The 19,484-nt window shown below is 66.0% G+C and carries 19 protein-coding genes; 10 read left to right on the forward strand and 9 right to left on the reverse strand.

What is annotated here, in order from left to right:
* The first annotated feature begins 277 nt into the window (after window positions 1-277).
* The 5 genes from ACX80G_RS07670 (at window position 278) to ACX80G_RS07690 (ending at window position 4,614) form a co-directional block, all read left to right on the forward strand.
* Window positions 278-1,309 carry a thiamine pyrophosphate-dependent enzyme gene (locus ACX80G_RS07670; RefSeq protein WP_459306948.1) on the forward strand — a complete coding sequence of 344 codons (1,032 nt, stop codon included), beginning with the start codon at window positions 278-280 and terminating at the stop codon, window positions 1,307-1,309.
* Window positions 1,302-2,345: an alpha-ketoacid dehydrogenase subunit beta gene (locus ACX80G_RS07675; RefSeq protein ID WP_459306950.1), complete on the forward strand. Its 1,044-nt coding sequence runs from the start codon at window positions 1,302-1,304 to the stop codon at window positions 2,343-2,345. Before ACX80G_RS07670 ends, ACX80G_RS07675 begins: the two co-directional genes overlap by 8 nt.
* Complete coding sequence (locus tag ACX80G_RS07680) at window positions 2,338-2,667, forward strand: biotin/lipoyl-containing protein (RefSeq protein WP_459306952.1); 330 nt, start codon at window positions 2,338-2,340, stop codon at window positions 2,665-2,667. Before ACX80G_RS07675 ends, ACX80G_RS07680 begins: the two co-directional genes overlap by 8 nt.
* 24 nt (window positions 2,668-2,691) lie before the next feature.
* Window positions 2,692-3,492: an alpha/beta fold hydrolase gene (locus ACX80G_RS07685; protein WP_459306953.1), complete on the forward strand. Its 801-nt coding sequence runs from the start codon at window positions 2,692-2,694 to the stop codon at window positions 3,490-3,492.
* 129 nt (window positions 3,493-3,621) lie between these two features.
* A complete protein-coding gene (locus ACX80G_RS07690) occupies window positions 3,622-4,614 on the forward strand; it encodes a serine/threonine-protein kinase (RefSeq protein ID WP_459306955.1) in 993 nt (330 codons plus the stop codon).
* Between the two features lie 38 nt (window positions 4,615-4,652).
* Here the strand turns inward: ACX80G_RS07690 and ACX80G_RS07695 are convergent, their stop codons facing one another.
* Complete coding sequence (locus ACX80G_RS07695) at window positions 4,653-4,808, reverse strand: hypothetical protein (RefSeq protein ID WP_459306957.1); 156 nt, start codon at window positions 4,806-4,808, stop codon at window positions 4,653-4,655.
* A gap of 177 nt (window positions 4,809-4,985) precedes the next feature.
* Between ACX80G_RS07695 and ACX80G_RS07700 the strand changes: the two genes are divergently transcribed.
* Complete coding sequence (locus ACX80G_RS07700; protein WP_459306959.1) at window positions 4,986-5,399, forward strand: PGPGW domain-containing protein; 414 nt, start codon at window positions 4,986-4,988, stop codon at window positions 5,397-5,399.
* A 17-nt stretch (window positions 5,400-5,416) separates the two neighbouring features.
* Here ACX80G_RS07700 and ACX80G_RS07705 read toward each other — a convergent pair whose 3' ends face one another.
* Window positions 5,417-6,301 carry a DNA-formamidopyrimidine glycosylase family protein gene (locus ACX80G_RS07705; RefSeq protein ID WP_459306961.1) on the reverse strand — a complete coding sequence of 295 codons (885 nt, stop codon included), beginning with the start codon at window positions 6,299-6,301 and terminating at the stop codon, window positions 5,417-5,419.
* A gap of 92 nt (window positions 6,302-6,393) precedes the next feature.
* The gene (locus tag ACX80G_RS07710; protein ID WP_459306963.1) at window positions 6,394-7,725 is read right to left on the reverse strand and encodes an MFS transporter; all 1,332 of its coding nucleotides are present in this window, start codon (window positions 7,723-7,725) and stop codon (window positions 6,394-6,396) included.
* A 179-nt stretch (window positions 7,726-7,904) separates the two neighbouring features.
* Between ACX80G_RS07710 and ACX80G_RS07715 the strand changes: the two genes are divergently transcribed.
* Window positions 7,905-8,636 carry an IclR family transcriptional regulator gene (locus ACX80G_RS07715; protein ID WP_459306965.1) on the forward strand — a complete coding sequence of 244 codons (732 nt, stop codon included), beginning with the start codon at window positions 7,905-7,907 and terminating at the stop codon, window positions 8,634-8,636.
* Between the two features lie 15 nt (window positions 8,637-8,651).
* Here ACX80G_RS07715 and ACX80G_RS07720 read toward each other — a convergent pair whose 3' ends face one another.
* The 4 genes from ACX80G_RS07720 to ACX80G_RS07735 form a co-directional block, all read right to left on the reverse strand.
* Window positions 8,652-9,923, reverse strand: a complete 1,272-nt coding sequence (locus ACX80G_RS07720) for an MFS transporter (protein WP_459306967.1) — start codon at window positions 9,921-9,923, stop codon at window positions 8,652-8,654.
* 78 nt (window positions 9,924-10,001) lie between these two features.
* Window positions 10,002-13,139 carry an AAA family ATPase gene (locus ACX80G_RS07725; RefSeq protein WP_459306969.1) on the reverse strand — a complete coding sequence of 1,046 codons (3,138 nt, stop codon included), beginning with the start codon at window positions 13,137-13,139 and terminating at the stop codon, window positions 10,002-10,004.
* The gene (locus ACX80G_RS07730) at window positions 13,136-14,302 is read right to left on the reverse strand and encodes an exonuclease SbcCD subunit D (protein ID WP_459306971.1); all 1,167 of its coding nucleotides are present in this window, start codon (window positions 14,300-14,302) and stop codon (window positions 13,136-13,138) included. Before ACX80G_RS07730 ends, ACX80G_RS07725 begins: the two co-directional genes overlap by 4 nt.
* A 75-nt stretch (window positions 14,303-14,377) precedes the next feature.
* Window positions 14,378-15,406 carry an MIP/aquaporin family protein gene (locus tag ACX80G_RS07735; protein ID WP_459306973.1) on the reverse strand — a complete coding sequence of 343 codons (1,029 nt, stop codon included), beginning with the start codon at window positions 15,404-15,406 and terminating at the stop codon, window positions 14,378-14,380.
* Window positions 15,407-15,514: 108 nt separating this feature from the next.
* Between ACX80G_RS07735 and ACX80G_RS07740 the strand changes: the two genes are divergently transcribed.
* Window positions 15,515-16,567: an ADP-ribosylglycohydrolase family protein gene (locus ACX80G_RS07740; protein WP_459306974.1), complete on the forward strand. Its 1,053-nt coding sequence runs from the start codon at window positions 15,515-15,517 to the stop codon at window positions 16,565-16,567.
* 55 nt (window positions 16,568-16,622) lie between these two features.
* Window positions 16,623-17,543: an SDR family NAD(P)-dependent oxidoreductase gene (locus ACX80G_RS07745; protein ID WP_459306975.1), complete on the forward strand. Its 921-nt coding sequence runs from the start codon at window positions 16,623-16,625 to the stop codon at window positions 17,541-17,543.
* Between the two features lie 10 nt (window positions 17,544-17,553).
* On the opposite strand, the gene ACX80G_RS07750 is transcribed toward ACX80G_RS07745, so the two are convergent.
* A complete protein-coding gene (locus ACX80G_RS07750; RefSeq protein ID WP_459306976.1) occupies window positions 17,554-18,546 on the reverse strand; it encodes a 3'-5' exonuclease in 993 nt (330 codons plus the stop codon).
* Window positions 18,547-18,636: 90 nt separating this feature from the next.
* On the opposite strand from ACX80G_RS07750, the gene ACX80G_RS07755 reads away from it, so the two are divergent.
* Entirely contained in the window at window positions 18,637-19,230 is a 594-nt protein-coding gene (locus ACX80G_RS07755) for an HAD family hydrolase (RefSeq protein ID WP_459306978.1), read from the forward strand.
* Here the strand turns inward: ACX80G_RS07755 and ACX80G_RS07760 are convergent.
* Window positions 19,227-19,484: a hypothetical protein gene (locus ACX80G_RS07760; protein ID WP_459306979.1), complete on the reverse strand. Its 258-nt coding sequence runs from the start codon at window positions 19,482-19,484 to the stop codon at window positions 19,227-19,229. The two genes, ACX80G_RS07755 and ACX80G_RS07760, sit on opposite strands and share 4 nt — an antisense overlap.

A 19,484-nucleotide genomic window follows, 5' to 3' on the forward strand; every position in this document is an offset into this window, starting at 1 on the left:
ACAGGCGCGCCGCGGTTGTGTCTTGGCGCAATAGTGACTACTGTCACAATCGTTGGTCTATTGACCACGCGGCAGGGGTGGGTTCGACGGCGCACGTGCTCCTGTCGCTTTTTTTGTGTCGTCCTTTCCCCAGCTTACCGAACACTCTGTCCAGTGATCGACCATAAGACTCGGCATTTCGGTACATAGTGCGCAGCTAAAGCAGAACAGATTGCAGAGCCCCTAATTTGGCCGTAGCGTCGCTGCAGCACAGTGACTTCGATCATAAAGGACGGCAATGAACCCGACGCCCATCCCTCCCGAGGAGGAACTGAAGACCCTGCACCGGCTCCTGGTGGCAGTGCGTCAGTTGGATATCGCCGCAGTCCGCTGGCAGCGGCAGGGCATCATCCCCGGGTACGCTCCCCTGCTGGGCCAGGAAGCCGCCCAGGTGGGCAGCGGTTACGCAGTGGATACCACCAGGGACTTCGTCTTCCCCACCTACCGGGAAATGGGTGTCGCCCGGGCCATGAACGTCGACATGGTGCAGTACATGGCCACCCATAAGGCCACCTGGCACGGCGGCCTCTACGATTCCGCCACCACCCGCCTTGCCCCCATCCAGGCTGTGGTGGCCGGCTCGGTCCTCCACGCCGTCGGCTGGGCCCACGGCCAGACCCTCGCCCAACAGGAGCGCGAACCCGGGACCGGCAGCGGGGTGGCTCTCGCCTACTTCGGCGACGGCGCCAGCTCCCAGGGCGACGTCCACGAGGCGATGAACTTTGCCGCAGTCATGAAGGCTCCGGTGGTGTTCTTCGTGCAGAACAACGGCTGGGCCATCTCCGTTCCCACCTCGGCGCAGGTTGCCGGCGGCGCGGTGGCGGCCCGTGCTGCCGGGTACGGGATGCCGTCGCTCACCGTTGACGGGAACAACGTCGTCGCCGTCCTGGCCGCGACCCGCCAGGCCATCGGGCACTGCCGGGCCGGGAACGGGCCCATGCTGATCGAAGCCATCACGTATCGCCTCGGCCCGCACTCCACCAGCGACGACCCCGGCCGCTACCGCTCCCTCGCCGACGAACAGGCAGCCCGCAGCCTCAATCCGGTCCAGCGCTGCGCAGAGCTGCTGCGCACCGCCTACGGCACGGGCGCCGACTACTTCGACAGGGTTCTGGCCGACGCGGAAGCAGAAAGCGAACGCGTGCGCGAGGGCGTTGAGTCTCTCGGCCCGCGGCCGGGTTCCGACATGTTCACCTACGTGTTTCAGGAAAACACCCCCACCCTGCACCAGCAGGAGAAGGCTTGGAGAGAGGAATCAGAGCATGTCTGAGCAGACGGCAACAGCTGAGGCCGCAGCTGAAGCAACGGGCCAACCCGGATCCCACCTGGAACACCTCTCCATGCAGCAGGCCCTGAACCGGGCCCTGGCTGAATCGCTAGCTGAAAATTCAAAGACCCTGATCTTCGGCGAAGATGTCGGCCGTCTGGGCGGCGTCTTCAGGGTTACCGACGGGCTGCAGGAACGCTTCGGCACCGACCGGGTCTTTGACACCCCGCTGGCCGAGTCGGGCATTCTGGGCATGTCGGTGGGCCTCGCAATGGCCGGTTTCCACCCCATCCCCGAGGTGCAGTTCGACGGTTTCGCCTACCCGGCCGTCAACCAGATTGTCTGTCAGATCGGCCGGATGAACTACCGCAGCCGCGGCGCGCTCCCGATGCCCATCACCCTGCGGGTGCCCAGCTTCGGCGGGATCCGCGCGCCCGAGCACCACGGCGAAAGCCTTGAGAGCCTCTTCGCGCACGTGCCGGGCCTGAAAGTGGTCTCACCGTCCACCCCGCATCAGGCGTATCACCTGCTCAAACACGCCGCGCGGCGCCCCGACCCGGTGATCTTCATGGAACCGAAGGCCCGATACTGGCAGAAGGGCGACGTCAACACTGCCGACGGCGGCACCCTCGATGGCGCTCACGTTGCCCGCAGCGGACGACATGTCACGTTGATCGCCTGGGGAGCCATGGTGGCGCGTTGCCTGCAGGTCGCCGAGCTGGCCGCCGAAGACGGGATCGACGTCGAAGTCGTCGACCTGCGCTGGCTGAAGCCCATCGATGCCGCCGCCCTGGCCGCCTCCGTGACCAAGACGCGCCGCGCCGTCGTCGTCCATGAAGCACCACGCACCAGCGGGCTGGGAGCGGAAATTGCTGCGCTCATCACCGAGCAGTGCTTCAATGTGCTGAGAGCACCGGTGGAACGGGTGACAGGATTCGATGTCCCCTACCCCTCGGGCAATCTGGAGGACGAGTATCTGCCGAACATCGACAGAATCCTGTTTGGCATTCAACGAGTATTGGAGCACCGCCGTGGCTGAACTGTCCTTTCCACTCCCTGACCTCGGCGAGGGCTTGATCGAGGCCACAGTCCTCGAATGGCTGGTCGCCGTCGGCGACACTGTTGAACGCAACCAGCCGCTGGTCGAGGTGGAAACCACCAAGTCCGCTGTCGAGCTGCCGTCACCCCAGGCCGGAATTGTGGTTAGAGTTCATGGTGAGCCGGGCGACGTCGTCACAGTGGGGCAACCGCTCATCGTGTTTGAGGTCCCCGACAACACGGCCGGCATTGTCGGAACGGTCCCGCAGGAGCATGCGCCCAAGCGGCGGGTGCGCCTGAGCCCCGTGTCCGACGACGACTGATCCATCCAACCTGAGGAGATCGACATGGGACGACACCGGGACCACCTCGTCGAGGGCATCGACCCTCACCTGTTCGTCGAGGAGCACAGCCCAGGGCCGGAGTCCAGCTCCCGCCCGGTGCTGCTGCTGCACGGCTTCGCGTCGTCGGCCAAGCTGAACTGGCACGATTCTGGCTGGGTCAGGGCCCTGACCGACGCCGGGCGCCGGGTCATCACCGTAGATCTGCCCGGGCACGGCAAGAGCGCGTCCCCCGAGGAACGGGACGCCTACGCGCCGAGCCGGATCCGCGCGGACCTCCTGCAGGTGTTGCAGGACGCGCAGGTGATCCCCCTCGATGACTCGAAGGCCGCGAGCGGCGTGGACATTATCGGGTATTCGCTCGGGTCGAGGATCGCGTGGGAGTTTGGCGCCACCCAACACGATCTGGTGCACCGTATGGTCCTGGGCGGGCCGGGATCCGAGGACCCGCTGGCCGACTTCGACCTTGAGGCGGCCCAGCGCTACCTGACCGATGGCACCCCGATCGATGACGCTTCCACTGCCGACCTGCTGCGGATGGCCCGCCTGGTGCCCTCCCACGACATCTTTGCGTTGCTCACCATGGTGGAGGCCATCAAGGGTGAACCGTTCAACCCGGCCGAGGCGGTACCACGGATGCCGCTGCTGCTGGTGGCAGGAGAGAGGGACGACCGGGCATCCACGATGCCCGAACTGGCGGCCCTCAGCAAACACGCCGAGATTCTCTGGCTCCCGGGCCGTACCCACACCAACGCGGTGACGTCGAGGGCCTTCAAGACAGCGGCCCTGGACTTCATCAACGGGTAACCCGCACGCTTTTCTGCGGGTTGCGTGCGGCGCGTCATCCGCCACGCCAAAGTACGATACCGTGGCATAGTCAGCGGACTTAGCACTATGAGCTGATCCCTGGCATATCATCCGCACCGTGAGGACCCCGTGAACGAACTTCTGGCTCAGCGGTATCAAACCGCTGAGCTCCTTGGCACGGGTGGCGCAGCAGCTGTGTACCGCGCGACCGATCAGAATCTGGGCCGCGATGTGGCGGTTAAGGTGTTCAATCCCAGCACGTCCGACGACGACGATTACCGCCGTCAGCACACCGAAACCATGCTGTTGGCCACGCTCAATCATCCCGGGCTCGTCACCCTGCATGACGCTGGACTGCACGAGGACGGATCGGGGCTGACCACCAGTTTTTTGGTGATGGAACTTGTTGATGGCCGGGACCTGCGGAAACTACTGAAGACCGAACGGCTGGAACCCTTCGAGGTGGCCCAACTCGGCGCCGATCTGGCCGACGCGCTGGCCTACGTACACTCCCAGGGCGTCATCCACCGGGACGTCAAACCAGCGAACGTCCTGTTGTTCCGGGCGGGCGAGCAGGACACCCGCCTATACTCCAAGCTGACCGACTTTGGCATTGCCAGGGTGATCGACGCCACGACAGCCACAGCGACCGGTGCCACCATCGGCACCGCCAACTACCTCAGCCCGGAGCAGGCACACGGCATTCCTGTCGACTACAAGTCGGACATCTACTCTCTTGGTTTGGTCTTACTTGAGTGCCTCACGGGCGAAAAGGCATTCCCCGGCGCAGTGGTCGAGGCGGCTGTTGCCCGGCTGCTGAGGGATCCCGAAGTCCCGGAATCGTTGGGGCCGTTGTGGGTGCCGTTGTTGACCAGCATGACCGCGCGCAGTCCCGAGGGGCGCCCCGACGCGCATGAGGTGGCGCTCGTCCTGCGGGAATTCACCGCCGACGACGGTGTCAACGGTCTGGGCAGCGGTCAGGTTCTCCCCGCCGACGGATTCCATGACCCTTCAGAGCTTGTCACCGGCGGGATTGTCACGAGTGGGATTGTCACCGGCGGGGTGACCACCGGCAGCGTCTACATTCCTGCGCCGCCAACTCACGCCCCGACCCTGGGCTAGGCCGACGCCGGGCTGAGCGGACCGCCCCAGCTGCTTCCCTACTTGTCCTCGTCCGCGTCTTCCTCGGGCTCAAAACTGGTCGGTTCCCTGGTGACGCCCGCCCCTACTCCGTCTTCGGACTCCGGGATGGTACCGTCGGGGCCCTTGGACTTCTCGTCGGCGTTGATATCTTCGCGGTTCGGCTGCTCAGTCATGGCGGTCCTCCTGGTTGCTGGTCATCTCGTCCTGCAATCCTATGAGTCAGCCGACCAGGCCCAAAAACGACGTCACCCCGTGGCTTCGAGGTGGAGGCGGCGACACGACCGGCCGGCTGGATATGGGAAGCTGATCCAATGATGAAGTCTGATCGTGTTCACCCGTGGATACGGCGAGTGGCCATTGAAGTGGGCGGGTGGACCCTCGTGATACTCGGCGTCGCGGCACTGGTCCTACCCGGCCCCGGCCTCTTGATGCTGGCCGCGGGCCTGGCGGTGCTGTCCCTTAGGTACGCGTGGGCGGACCGCCTGCTGCATCCGGTGAAGGCTCGCGCACTGCAGGCGGCTGCCCTAGGCGTCCAGACCTGGCCCCGCATCGCGTTCAGCCTCCTCGGCGCCGTGATCATCATGGCCATCGGCGTGCTGTGGGGGTTGCAGCCGCCCGTTCCCGGTTGGTGGCCCCTGGAAGACCGGTGGTGGCTGCCGGGTGGCTGGGTTACCGGGGGGACCATGATCGGGTCCGGCGTGATCGCTATCTCCCTCATCGTCTACAGCTACCGGCGCTTCCGGCGCGCACGACCCGCGCGCTAACCACCGCGAAGCTATGCCTACTTAAGAAACTTCGAGGTCCGGCGGTCTGCAAGCGGCTTTCCGCCGGTCTGGCAGGTGGGACAGTACTGCAGCGAGGAATCGGCGAAGGAGACTTCACGTACTGTGTCACCGCACACGGGGCACGCCTGACCGGTACGGGCGTGCACCCGCAGGGCCTCCCGCTTGGTGTCCTTGAGTTCCTTGGCGGGCCGCCCCGCAGCCGCGTCAATCGCGGTCCTCAGCAGTTGGTGCATTGTGGCATGCAGGGTGCCGATGGCGTCGTCGTCGAGTTTGTTGGCGAGCGCGAATGGTGACAGCCGCGCTGCATGGAGGATTTCGTCGCTATAAGCGTTCCCGATCCCCGCCAACTTTGACTGGTCCCGCAGCAGCCCCTTGAGCTGCCCACCATGCGAATGCAGCAACTCGGTGAACGAGTCGCGATCCAGCTCGAGGGCATCCGGTCCCAGCCGGGCAATCCCCGGAACTTCCTCAGGGTGCTCCACCAGATAGGCTGCGAGCGACTTTCTGGTGCCCGCCTCCGTCAGGTCAAAGCCTGGCTCACCACCTGACCCCTGATCGGCGAACCTCACGCGCAGGGCAATCGGCCCTTTCCCCGGTTTCAACGCCGCGGTGCTGAGGCTATCCGACCACCTGAGCCAGCCAGCACGGGCCAGATGCATCACCAGAAACAGGCCGCCGATCTCCAGCATCAGGAACTTGCCGCGTCGGTTTACCGATTCCACCGCCAGCCCGGCGAGTGCCTGCACGGGAAACTGAGCGGTCTTCAGCACGGAAAAAGACGCCACTTCAAGACCGGCGACGACGGCGGGCGGGCCCTCAGCTGGGAGGAGCTTCCGACTGAGGAAATCGACGAGTCCCTGCACCTCCGGCATCTCTGGCATGGACCAAGGTTAACACCGCCGCCCGACGACGGAGGCCGACAGCAGCGTGGAACTTTCCGCCGCTGTCGGCCCCGGTGTGGTCAGCGCGAGTGTTAGTGGTGTGACACGCCGAGCGGCGCGCCCTTGGTTTCCTTGACCAGGCTGACGCCGATGAAGGAAATCACGCACAGCACCATGATGTAGATCGCCACTGAACCGGACCACTCATACGCCTCAAGGAGCGCCTGTGCCACTGTTGCAGCGAACGCGCCGCCGAGGATCGCGCCGAGGGCGTACCCGATGCTGATGCCCGAGTACCGGACCTGCGCCGGGAACATCTCGGCGTACGTGGCGGACATCGGCCCGTAGGACAGGCCCAGCCCGATGGTCAGGATGAACAGGGCGATCCCGTAGAGGACGATGTCGCCGCTGTCGATCATGATGAACATCGGCAGCATCCAGAGGAACACCAGCGCATAGCCGAGCTGGAAGGTGCGGACCCGGCCAATCTTGTCCGACAGCCAGCCCCCGACCATTGTGAAGATCAGCCAGCCGAAGGAAGCGAGGACCGTCGCGAGGAGGACCTGCTGGATGGGCAGTTCGAGGCGCCCGGTGGCATAGGAGATGAAGAACGCGATCAGGAGATACCCGGCCGCATTGTTGCCGATGAAGATGGCCGCCGACAGGAAGACCTCTTTGGTGTGGTTCCTGAACAGTTCGCGGAGGGGCGCCTTGCTCTCGGCCTTACGTTGCGCCATTTCCTTGAAGACGGGGCTCTCTGCGACCGACCGACGGATCAGGTATCCCACCACGATCAGTACCACCGAGAGCAGGAACGGGATTCTCCAGCCCCAGGCCAGGAATTCGTCTTCGGTGAGGACGGTCCGCAGCAGCAGGAGCAGGCTGGTCGCCAGAATCATGCCTACAGGCACGCCAATCTGGGGGAAAGCTCCGAAGAGGCCGCGCTTGTGCACTGGCGCATGTTCGACAGCCATCAACGCGGCACCGCCCCATTCGCCGCCGGCGGAGAAGCCCTGGATGATGCGGAACAGGATCAGCAGGACCGGCGCCCAGATGCCGATTTGTGCATAGGTGGGTAGGAGACCGATCAACGCCGTTGCGCCGCCCATCAGGACGAGGGTCATCACCAGGACGGCCTTGCGTCCGATCCGGTCGCCGAGGTGGCCGGCGACAATGGCTCCCAACGGGCGGAACAGGAAGCTGATGCCGATCAGGGCGAAGGACAGGATCTGCGCCAGGCCGGGGTTTGAGTCTGAGAGGGGGGTCAGGAAGAGCCCGGCCAGGACTGTTGCGGTGAGCTGAGCGAAAATGAAGAAGTCGTACCACTCGATGGTGGTGCCGACCAGGGTGCCTGCCAGCACCTTGCGTTCCTCGCGGGTGACGCGCTGGCTGGGCTTGCCAACACTGGTTGAAGAAGACGTCATTGTGTACTCCAAAAATGGGACGGCTATTTACTGACAGAACGTTCGGTAATTGTGACGCCGATCATACACCCCATGAACTGAACATGCCCGTGGTCAGCACCCATCGTCCCGTTTGTTCTATAGTTGAACGAATCCTGCGGACGACGTGTGACGCAGGTGCCCACCAGACAGCAAGGGGAATGACTATGGAGTCTGCGCACAGCCGCATCCCGGCTACGCCCTCGGCTCACTCGCAGACCCTGTCCCGGGGGATCCGTGCACTGGAAATTCTGGCTGAGGCGAGCGCCCCGCTGTCGATCGCCGAGTTGGCAGCGCTCCTCGGGGTTCACCGTTCCATTGCCTACCGCATCCTGCGGACTCTTGAGGATCACTCGCTGGTGGTTCGGGACACCGCGGGGCGGGTGCAGGCGGGTCCAGGCCTCGCTGCGCTGGCCCGCGGCGTGTCGAGTGACTTGCAGTCTGCAGCCCTCCCCGAACTCACCCTGCTCGCCAACACCCTGAGCATGACAGCCTTCGTGGTGGTTCTGAACCAGCACGACTGCGTCACATTGGTGGCGGTGGAGCCACGGCACACCGGGGCTACCGTGGCGCAGCGGCCCGGCAGTCGCCATTCAGTGAATGCCGGGGCGCCGGGAATTGCCATTCAGTCAGCGCTCACCGAGCAGGACTGGGAACGCTTTGCCCCGGGACAGCACTACCGGGACGACGCCCGGACTGCCCAGCGGACCGGGTACGCGGTCAGCCGCGACGAGGTGATCGACGGCGTGTCCTCAGTTGCGGTGCCGGTCAGGATTCCCGGACAGCTCCCCGCGGCTGTGGCGCTGGTCTACATCCGCAGCCAGCACACCCCCGCTGAGCTCGGCGCGCAGCTCATTGGGTGCGCGCGGACCATCGAGCACCAGCTCCGCTAACCACTGCTGGCGCCGTCAGCTGGCTGAATCCTGTCGCGGAACTGCCAGCGAAACAAACCCCAGCACCAGGAGCACGCCGGCAGCGGTCACCGGCACCACGAAGGCGGTGCTGAACCCGTTGGCCTCGGCCAGCTTTCCGGCGACTGACGCGCCGATCGCCGTCCCCGCGACAATTCCGCTGGCCAGCAACGTCATGACTGTTCCCATCAGCTCCTTCGGCGCGACCATCGAGCCGATACTGAAGATGGTGACCATGGTGGGGCCGACGGGGATCCCGAGGACGAACAGCACAAGCAGCATCAGGGGCACCTCCTGCGGGAGGAACAGAAGCAGGCCCAGCAGGGTCATCCCACCGGCCGAGATGATCCACCGCCAGGATGCCGAGAATAGCGTCGGCCAGTACGCCACGGACAGGGCAGCAGCGGCGGAGCTCAGCCCCATCATCGCGTAGAGCAGGCCAGCCGTTGTTGCTGCGCCAAATTCGCCGGCGAAGGCGATGAGAGCCGTCTGCGTTGACCCAAAGAAGGTACCTATGGCAAGCATGCCGAACACGGGTAGCGGGACCAACAGCCAGAATTTACGGCTACCGGGCTGACGCTGCCGGGGCGGCGTGCCATGGGGCGCCGGGTGCGGCTGGCGGCGCAGCGGCACCACTGTCTGGACCGTGCTGTGAACCGCGAAGGCACTCACCATGGCGATGGTGAGTATGGCTGCGAGCGCCAACGGGAGCCAGGGTGTGATCAGGCTCGCCAGCAGACCCACCAGTGCCGGGCCCAACACGAAGGTCAGTTCGTCGGCTGTGCTCTCATAGGACAGTGCAATGTCCAGATCCCCCGGCTGGGTGCCGCGGGTCAGTGCAATCCAGCGCACCCGGGCGAGCGGTCCGATCTGCGGGCAGGTCAGCCCCATACCGAACGCCGCTGCTAGAATCACTGCGGTCGAAGACGATGAGAAGTCGGGAACGACGTAGCTGGCGCCAATGACCAGGGCGATGGCGACCGTGTTGAGCACCGCCGCGATGAGCAGCACCGGTCGTTGGCCGGTGCGGTCGGCGAGATAGCCAAGGATGGGAGCGCCGAGGGCCGATCCCACCCCGACAGCTCCGGCGGCGAACCCGCCGGTGGCCACGGATCCGCTGGCTGCCGTGACCAGGGTGAGGGCGCCCACGGTCAGCATGGCCAGCGGCAGCCGGGCGAAGAAACCGATGGTGAGGAAAGAAGATCCGGCCAGTGCGGGGAGGCGGCCGTAGCGCCCCAACCGACTGCCGGTTGCTGTACTAGTGGTCATGGTGTTGGTCTTTCCGGATACAACTATTCGCGCATCGTCCCCCCTCCCGATGCGCCCAACCCTGTGACGCACCCCAATTTACACTGTCTGTAACCAGCCCGCCGGATGCACCTCGCCCGGCAGCTGGTCAACAATGCGCAGGGTAGACCCGTTCCGTCCCTTCACGACCTGCAGTTGGGCGCCGATTCGCTGCTTCAACTCGGCAACATGGCTGACAAGCCCCACCATCCGCCCGCCATCCCGGAGGCCCTCCAACGCGTCCATCACCTGTTCCAGCGACTGGTCATCGAGGCTGCCGAACCCCTCGTCGACGAACAGGGTCTCAATCTCAATCCCGCCGGACTCGGCCTGGACGACGTCGGCCAGGCCGAGAGCGAGCGCCAGAGCAGCCATGAAGGACTCACCGCCGGAGAGGGTGGCCGTGTCGCGTCGATTTCCGGTCCACCCATCGATCACGTTCAGGCCAAGCCCCGATTTCTTGTTGCCCGACAACGCATCGCTGTGGACCAACGCGTAGCGTCCATCGGACATGGCCAGCAGGCGTTCGGTGGCCGCATCGGCTACCTGCTCCAGGCGCGCAGCCAGCACATAGGTGCCCAGACTCATCTTGTAGGTGTTGTCCCCACCACCCATCGCGGTGTCAGCCAGCGATCTCACCAAGTGGTGCTCGCGGCGCAGCGGCACCACCACCTGCTCCTGCGCGTCCAGCTCACCGGCATAGCGGTCCAGCTGAAGCGCTGACTCCTGGATCATCCTGAGCGACAGGAGGCTCGCGGCCGCTCGCGCTGCGGAGTCCTGCTCGGCGGCCGCCGCCGCGTCGACCACCTCACGCGTCACCACAGGCAGGCCGGCCACCTCATCCTTGAGCGCCCCCGCGATCTCCGGGAGCTCCCGTTCCGCTTCGAGCCGGTGCCCGGCCCGCTGATAGGCGGCAAGAAATAGCTCGGCTCGCTGCACGTCAGCGAGCGGCAGCAGGGAGTCCCGCACGTCGTCGGAGTCCGCAAAGACTGAGCCGGCCAGCGCCTCGGTGAGGGTGGATGACGCCCGGCGGTGATTCTCACCAGCACGTACCAGACCCTGGATGGCGTCACGGCACCCGGCCATCGCCTGGTGCGCTGACGCCAACTCAGCAATACGGGCGGCCAAAGTCGCATACCCGCCGCGGAGCGCGGTGAGACGCTCCAGCAATTCCCCGCGTTGTTCCTGCAGACCGGCCGCCGAGGATCGCAGCTCAGCCAGGGAAGTCACCAACCACTGCTGCGTGACTGTGCGTTCCTCCTCGAGCACGGCCAGCTCACCCAGGCGGATCGTGGTGCGCTCCAGAGCCCGCCGTGCTGCCGCTGCCGTCTTCACCAGGTCGGTATCCCGCTCCAGCTGCGCCTGAACCGCAGCGCCATCGCTGTCACCGCCCTGAGCTTCAAGTCTCGCGACGTCCAGCGCTGCATCATCCCGTACCCGGCGGATACCATCCAGTTCCCGTTCTGCGCGGTCCTGCTCCTGACGCGCAGCCTGTTCCTGTTCATGAGTGACCAGGCGTGCCCCGCCAGCCGACGCCGGCCGAGGATGGGATTGACTGCCGCACACCGGGCAGTCACTGCCCTCCCCGAGACTGGCCGCCAGTTCGGCTGCCGCCTGCTCCAGCCGCTGCCTGAGGGTGTCCAGCCAGAGTCCTTTGAGTTCAAGAAAACGCCGGTCGGCCGCCGTGTACATGTCCTGCTCGCGCGCCACTCGGGTGCGCGCAGTGTTCAGTGCCGCAATAGTGGCCAGCAGCCGATTGCCTTCGGCTACCCGGTCCCCCACAGCCGATTCCTCATTGACCTGCCGCTCCAGCTCACTGCACTCCGCGCGGGCCGCGGCGGTCTCCTCGCGGACCGCGGTCTGAGCCGCGGCGCACTCGCCGACGGCGGCCTCGATCCGTGACTGCTCCTCCACAGACTCGGCGAGCCTGTTGTCGAGGGCCTGCAGTCGCTGCTCGTCGGGGAGTGCCGCACGCAATGCCCCCAGATCTGAGGTTGCAGCAGTGCAGGCGGTATCCAGGATGGCGATCGTGTCGTCCACCTCTCGGCGGGTGGCACCCGCACCGTCGACCAGGGTGCCGGTATCGAGGTCAGGCAGCAACGATCCTGCCACCCTGGAGCCCGCAACCGTCTCGGTTGCCGCCGTGGCGGTGACCCCAGCCTGGCGCAGTGTCTCCTCCGCCTGATCGAGGGCCCGCAGGCTACCCTCCAGAATTCGAGCTTTCCCCTCCCGTTCAACGAGAGCCAGGAGGTTTTCCGCCTCGTCACGCTGCGCTGCGTGGGACTGTTCGGCGTCCCGGAATCGCGCCAGCATCACCCGTCGTGCGTGCGCGGCGGACCTGTCCTCGTAAGCCTCACGAAATGCTGTCTGCTCCAGCGCGTTCTCCTGTGAGGTGCGGGCGGCGATCGTCAGCACTGTCGAGAGACGCTTCTGGAGCACCACGATGGAGTCCGGCTCCGGCTGCCCAGCACGGGAATCCTCCGCGTTCGGATCCTCCGCACCGGCGTCGCCGGAACCGGCCGGGGCGTAGCGTTCCACCTCGTCCACCGCACGCCGGCGGATGTGGGTTAGCCCTGCCTCAGCGTCCGCTACCAGCGCCCCGATCACCTTGGCACGGTCGGCCAGCACCTGCTCGACCTGTTCGTAACGGTCGGTGGAGAAGAGCCGCTGGAGCAGGTCCCTGCGGGATTTTGCGTCGGAGCGCAGAAAGGCCGCGAATTCTCCCTGCGGCAGCATCACCACTCGCGTGAACTGCTCCCGATCCATCCCGAGGAGGGCCTGGATCTCCGCCCCCGCTTCGTCATTGCGCGCAGATTTCTGGACCCATTCCCCGTCGATCCGTTCACGCAACAGGGTGCGAGCCGGCTCGGCGGTGGTGCCTTTTCCCCGTTTTGCCGGGCGGCTCCACTGCGGATTGCGGATCACTTCAAGGCGGCGTCCGCCCACGCTGAACTCGCAGCTCACCTCGGGAGCCAGCGACTCTGGGGCGTGGTCACTCCGGAGCCGTTTCGCTGCCTGCCGGGCGCCCGGGACAGACCCGTACAGCGCGTAGCAGATCGCGTCAAGGACACTCGACTTGCCGGCCCCGGTGGGACCGTTCAGGAGAAACAACCCGTGGGCGCCCAGCCGGTCGAAGTCCACCTCCTGCCGGTCGGCGAAGGGGCCGAACGCCTGCAGCTCGAGGCGGTGGATCCTCACCGCTCGACCTGACCCGAGCGAACCGCTTCGAGGGTTGTGGTGATGACCGCGCGTTCACTCTCGCTAGCTGAACGGGACCGCACGTGGTCGAGGAAGCCACAGCAGACGTCCACATCATCGGTGGCCCGGGCAATCCGCTGACTGTAGGTCTGCGGGGGCTGCCGGCGATCGCCTTCCGGTTCGAAAACCAGCACCAGGGTGGCGGGGAAGCGGCTACGTAGCCGCTCCATCGCCTGGGCGGGCCGGTCGGCGTCGACGAGCGTGATGTGGCAGTAGGCGTCTTCCGCCCACTCGTGCAGTGGGTCGGCGAGCAGTTCGTCGAGCTGCCCGCTCAACACGGCAAGTTCACGGTATCCGGGCCATTCCACCGCGCTCACCTCGCCGAGACCCTTCGGCCCGATCTCCACCAACCAGGCGCCCTTCGCCTGGTTGGCTTCGGAGAAGGAATAGGGCAGGGGCGAGCCGGAGTACCGCACGTTGGGGGCGAGCCGCTGCTGGCCGTGGAGGTGGCCCAGCGCCGCGTAGTCGAACGACTCGAACAGATCCAACGGGACGGCACCGACGCCGCCAACACTAAGGTCACGTTCGCTTGCCGAGGTGATTCCCCCGCTGGCAAAGGTGTGCGCCATGACCAGAGACCTGACTGTCCCTGCAGACTGGCGATGGGCAAGATCGGTGCGGACCAGGTCAAGTGCCGCCCGGGTGACCGCAGTATGCGTGGGAGCGCCGGCGCCCAGCGCATCCGCTACCAGGCGCGGTTCGAGGTAGGGCAAGCCATACACGGCGAGCTCAGCGCCGTCGTCGTCAAGGGGAAAGAGGACCGGCCGGCCGATGTCCTCGAGGCGGGTGCGCAAATGCACTCCCCCGCGTTCCAGGATGCGTCCGCCAAAACCCAGCCGGGTGGCCGAATCGTGGTTTCCGCTGGACACGACCACCTGCGCGCCCGCGCCGGTCAGGCGTTCGAGGGCCTCATCGAAGAGCCCGACGACGTCCACGCCGGGCAGTGCCCGGTCGTAGACGTCGCCGGCGATCAACACCACGTCAACCTCAAGTTCACGGACTGACTTCTCGAGCTGATCGATGAAGATCCGCTGCGCCTGCAGGGTACCCGCACCATGGAACGAACGTCCCAGGTGCCAATCGGATGTGTGCAGTAGCCTCATGTTTCCAAGCTACCGGCCCCCACTGACATTCCTGGGCAGCACCCTCGGCGGTGCGGATTTTCGCCGAAACCAGGCCTATTTCCCGTCGGGACGGTTCTCGGATTCGTCGAAGAAGGTCCGAGCATCGTCGCTATCGGCAGGACGATCCACCTGGCCGTCGTCAGCCGCCTCGCCGGTGCGGGCGTGGTCTGCCGGGTACCGGTCGGTCGATTCACGCCGCGTGGACTTCCCAACGGGTTCCGGCGCCGCGGAAGCTGCCGGGACGGAAGCGGCCGGGACGGGGTCGTCGCCAGCCGATTCATTCAAGGAGTCGTCATTCTTCCGCGCGCCGAAGAGATCGGTGCTGCGGTAGATCAGTCCGGTAATGGCCGCACCTAGCACCGGCGCCGCCCAGAACAGCCACAGCTGCTCGATGGCCCAGGATTCGGAGAAGATCGCCGCAGCGGTGGAGCGTGCCGGGTTCAGCGACCCGTTGGTGATCGGCAGCAGGAAAGTCAGCAGGGCTGCGTAGACCAGGCCGATGGCGAACGGGCCACCAGCGTTGCGCAGCGCACCCGTTGCGGTGCGGGAGGTGGCGCCCAGAACTACTGCGACGAAGATCGCTGTGCCAACCACCTCGGCGAGGAACGCGCTGCTCACAGCGAACTGGGTGGGGGAATGGTCAGCGAATCCGTTCGCCGACACGGCGAACAACTCCTGCACACTGCCAGCAAACTGCTGGTTGGCACTCAACAGCAACCAGATGAAACCGGCGGCGACCAGGCCACCGACCACCTGCGCCACCACGTAGGGCAGAACCGCAGCCCACGGGGTCTTGCCCGCGACGGCGGACCCCAGCGTCACGGCGGGGTTGAAGTGGCCGCCCGACACATAGCCGAACGCGACAATTGCTCCAATCAAGGCCAGCCCGAAGGCAAGGGTGGGCTGCACACCCGTCTGGGTGTTGAGGATGGTGACACCCAGACCGGCGAGTACCAACAGGAATGAGCCCGCCGCTTCAGCCAGGGACCGGGCTACGATAGAAAATTCTCGGATCGGTGCAGCGCGGCCGGGATGTTCCGGCTCAGCGTGCAGATCGTGGGAAGGCAACGATGTCTGCGTCATGGTGGACGTAATCCTTTGAGCTATTGGGGTGAGCTGACGTGGGGGGGTAACGGGCGGCACCGGTGAGGGCCGGGGCAGTAGAACCCTACCCGACATTAGACTGTCAAGGTGTCTACCCTTCCTACCTTTTCGGACCGTGTTCATGGCTGCCTGCTGGGCGGCGCTCTTGGGGACGCGCTCGGCTACGCGGTCGAGACCCTCGATCTGCACGCCATCCGCGCGACCTACGGTCCCGACGGCGTGACCTCACCGGAAACGCTGCCCGGCAACCTCCAGTTCTCCGACGACACGCAGCTCACGCTGTACACAGTCGACGGACTGGTGGACGCCATCCAGTGGGCCAACGACGGGGTGGCCGCCGACGAAACTGCGTGTTTGTGGCTGGCCTACCTGCGGTGGCTGGCGTCGCAAGGCGAGACGCCGCCGTCGTCGGCTCCTGCCCCTCCCCCGCGTTGGATTGATAGCCAGGAGGTACTCCGGCAGCGCCGCGGGCCCGGCGCTGCGTGCCTGAGCGCGTTGCGCAGCGGCGAGATGGGCACCCAGGCGCGACCCATCAACCCGGACGCCAAGGGGTCGGGCACGGTGATGCGCTCGGCTCCCTTCGGCCTGGTGCCGCATATTCCGGCGGAGGTGGCCGATCGGTTGGCGATGAATGCCGCGGCGCTCACCCACGGTCATCCTGCCGCCCTGCATGGGGCTGCTGTGGTCGCCGTCCTGATCCACGCCATCGTGCGCGACGGGCGGGCGCTGCCGGAGGCCGTGGCAGCCGCTGTCGCCCGCGCCCACGCCTCCAACGTCCCCGAACTCGTGCGGTTGCTCGACGCGGCCGTTGAGTTGGCGGACGACGACGACGTCTCCCCCGAGCAGATGACGGCGACCCTCGGCGGCGGCTGGACGGCCGACGAAGCAGTGGCAATCGCGGTGTATGCCGTGTTGGCGAGCCGGACTGACGCCGGTGCGGAACAGCACTTCAGGAGCGCGGTTACCCTGGCCGTCAATCACGACGGCGACAGCGACACCACCGGCTCGATCACCGGCACCATCCTGGGCGCGCTCTACGGGGTGCAGGGCCTCCCGGCCGCGTGGACCGCGCAACTGGAGGGCGCCGACGTCGTCAGTGCCATGGCCCGCCTTCTCGTCGACATCACCTCGGCCGGGTGAGGCCAGCCAACCCAGCGATGCGTGCTGCGAGCCACCGACTGCCTAGGCTTGGGTGATGCATACCTGGAACCCGAACGACCTGACAGACCTCAGCGGCCGCACTGTTGTGGTGACCGGAGGAAATGCCGGCCTCGGCTACTTTGCGTGCGAGCAGCTCGCGGCGGCCGGGGCGACAGTCGTGATGGCGTCCAGGAATGAGCAGAAGGCCTCTGCCGCGATCGCTACGATCCGCCGGCGGATGCCCGCAGCCGACGTGTCATTCCAGGAACTCGACCTGGCCCGGCTCGATTCGGTGCGCCGGGCTGTGGATGTCCTGTCCGCCCGCGGTTCGGTGGATGCACTGCTCGCCAACGCTGGCGTGGTGGGGTCGACAACACGCCAGCACACCGCCGACGGGTTTGAGCTGCAGTTCGGGACCAATCATCTCGGCCACTTCGCCCTCACGGCTGGCCTGCTCCCGGCGCTTGCCGCCGCGCGCGGACGAGTGGTTCACCTAGGCAGTATCAGCCACCGCTGGGTGCGGCTGAACACCGCTGACCTGATGCCCGCCAGGTACAACAACCCGCGGGCCTATGCGACGTCGAAACTGGCTGTCATGACCTTCGGCTTCGAACTCGCCACCCGACTCCGCCTGTTGGGCAGCCCGGTCCAGAGCATTGTGGCCCACCCCGGCCTGGCCCTGGATATGCTTACTCCGCGGCGGCCGGGAATCGGGCTGAACACTACCGCGCCCGCTCCCCGGCGTCGCATCCTTGCACCCGTTTCACAGGGCAAAGACGCCGGGGCCTGGCCGCTGGTTCGCGCAGTGGCGGATCCCGGCGTCGACAACGGCTCCTATTGTGGCCCGGATGGCTGGTTCCAGTTGCGGGGGCGCCCGGTAGCGGTCGCGGCGCAGCCCCACGCCCGCGAGCGCAACACCGCGTCCCGGCTGATCGATGCATCGCAGGACCTGACCGGGGTTCACCTGGAGCTGTAATTGCTGAGTGTCACGGACTGTCGATGGGCCAGCGGCCCTCGGTCATCTGCAGGAATTCCGCCTCGGACAAGACTTCGATCCGCTGGCCCCGCTCGTGGAGGTCGAGAACGCGCCGCGCCTTCCCGGTGACCCGACCATTGCGCAGGTCCGATGCCACAAACCCGTCGCCCACCACGAGGACCGTGGTGCGGTGGGTGACCGTGCTGGCGGGTTGCGCTCCGAGTCCCGCCGCCCGTTCCTTGGCCTGCGGGCGCGGCATCCCGAGCATGCCCGTGAACACCACGGTTTGGCCGTATAACGGGTGCGCCGGATCGGCTCCACCATTCGCCGGCGGATTAAGGCCTTCTTCCGGCCACCCGGAGGGACCGGCGCGAACCGGTCCACGGGACAGGGCGCCGCGCGTCGCTTTGGACACCGCGTTGATCCCCGGCAGATAGGCATCCTGGGTGGAGAGCGGGAGTTGCTGCATCGCCGCCAGGTCCTCAAGGGAGTCAGCGTTGTTCCTGCGGGCAATATCGATCATGATGCCGGCGCAGGCCCGGGCGTCTTCGACCGCGTCGTGATGGTTGACCAGCGGGACGCCCGCCGCCTCGGCAACGAACGGCAATGAATACGAAGGAAGGGAATAGCTGCGCCGGGACAGCACCACGGTGCAGGAGTAGCTGTATGCAGGACCGGCGATGTTGGACACCTCCTGCCCCGACCTGATGACTCCCAGATCGAAGGCAGCGTTATGGGCCACCAGCACGTCGCCTCCGATGAAGGCTCCGATCTCCGGAAAGAGGTCCCCGAACCGTGGCTGGTCCGCCACCATCTCCGCCGAGATCCCATGGATCCGCACGTTGCGCCAGTCGAAGTGGTCGTGGCCGGCGGGAGGGCGCATCAGCCAGTGTGCCTCGTCGATAATCCTGCCGTCGCGTACCTTGCTCAGTCCCACCGCGCAGGGAGAACCGCGGAACCCGTTTGCCGTCTCGAAGTCGATCGCTGTGAACTCTATTCCCACGGGGTCAACGCTACGCGGCGCGGGACTGGATTTTACCCAACGTTCACCCGCGCGCCGGGAGATACCTGCCACAGTCCCCTACCCTGAGGTATGGGAAACACACAGTGGTACCTGTTCGATTACGGCATGGTGATCTCCAACGCGCCCACGCCCGAGGATTGGCTGAACCTCGAGGATGCCGCCGGTGTGCGGCTGATGGACCCCGGCTCGCCCTATTGGCGGCATCGGCTGGACTTCGACGCCGGGCGCACCACGTCGGTTGACTATTGGTCCCTGGTCACCGGACGCGAGGTGACGACTAACCAGACGAACCTGCTGGATACGCTGGACGCCAATCAGTGGTCCCACTTCAATCTCGAGACCATCGATGTGCTGGAGGAGCTCAGCAGTCAGGGTGCGCGGCTGGCGTTGCTGTCGAACATGCCGGCCCCGATGGTGGCGCGGTTCGAAGAGGCCTCCTGGACCGGCTACTTCTCCAAGAGGTATTTCAGTTCCACCCTTCAGCTGGTCAAGCCGCAACGCGAGATTTTTGAGCATGTGCTGCGGGACCTGGGAGTGGAGCCGGGGAAGGTCACGTTCGTTGATGACGCCCCGGTCAATGTCTCAGCGGCCCGGGAGCTGGGGATCGATGCCCGGCTCCACCAGCCGGGCATCGACCTCCAACGGGAGCTGGTCGGGCCTTAAGGCTCCGCCCGCCGCAGGGTCAGATAGGAGCCTCCGGCCAGCGCCAGCCCGACGACGGCGAGCCAGCCCGCGACGCTCAGCTGTGACTGGCCGCCCAGAAATTGGCCCACCTGTCCCCACAGGACCTGCCGGGTGAAGTAGTACAGCAGTACCACCAGGAGTAGCCCGGTGCCGATCCCGGTGATGAGAAGCCCGGTGGCCTGCCACCGCTTGTAGATGGTCGCGGCCCAGACCCTTTCGGCGTCGTCGTTCAT

Source organism: Arthrobacter glycogeni (assembly GCF_054510815.1).

Bases quoted from the DNA above. Each gene is read 5' to 3' on its own strand.
- ACX80G_RS07670 (WP_459306948.1), top strand. From the start codon at position 278: ATGAACCCGACGCCCATCCCTCCCGAGGAGGAACTGAAGACCCTGCAC.
- ACX80G_RS07675 (WP_459306950.1), top strand. From the start codon at position 1,302: ATGTCTGAGCAGACGGCAACAGCTGAGGCCGCAGCTGAAGCAACGGGC.
- ACX80G_RS07685 (WP_459306953.1), top strand. From the start codon at position 2,692: ATGGGACGACACCGGGACCACCTCGTCGAGGGCATCGACCCTCACCTG.
- ACX80G_RS07695 (WP_459306957.1), bottom strand. From the start codon at position 4,808: ATGACTGAGCAGCCGAACCGCGAAGATATCAACGCCGACGAGAAGTCC.
- ACX80G_RS07705 (WP_459306961.1), bottom strand. From the start codon at position 6,301: ATGCCAGAGATGCCGGAGGTGCAGGGACTCGTCGATTTCCTCAGTCGG.
- ACX80G_RS07710 (WP_459306963.1), bottom strand. From the start codon at position 7,725: ATGACGTCTTCTTCAACCAGTGTTGGCAAGCCCAGCCAGCGCGTCACC.
- ACX80G_RS07715 (WP_459306965.1), top strand. From the start codon at position 7,905: ATGACTATGGAGTCTGCGCACAGCCGCATCCCGGCTACGCCCTCGGCT.
- ACX80G_RS07720 (WP_459306967.1), bottom strand. From the start codon at position 9,923: ATGACCACTAGTACAGCAACCGGCAGTCGGTTGGGGCGCTACGGCCGC.
- ACX80G_RS07730 (WP_459306971.1), bottom strand. From the start codon at position 14,302: ATGAGGCTACTGCACACATCCGATTGGCACCTGGGACGTTCGTTCCAT.
- ACX80G_RS07735 (WP_459306973.1), bottom strand. From the start codon at position 15,406: ATGACGCAGACATCGTTGCCTTCCCACGATCTGCACGCTGAGCCGGAA.
- ACX80G_RS07745 (WP_459306975.1), top strand. From the start codon at position 16,623: ATGCATACCTGGAACCCGAACGACCTGACAGACCTCAGCGGCCGCACT.
- ACX80G_RS07755 (WP_459306978.1), top strand. From the start codon at position 18,637: ATGGGAAACACACAGTGGTACCTGTTCGATTACGGCATGGTGATCTCC.
- ACX80G_RS07760 (WP_459306979.1), bottom strand. From the start codon at position 19,484: ATGAACGACGACGCCGAAAGGGTCTGGGCCGCGACCATCTACAAGCGG.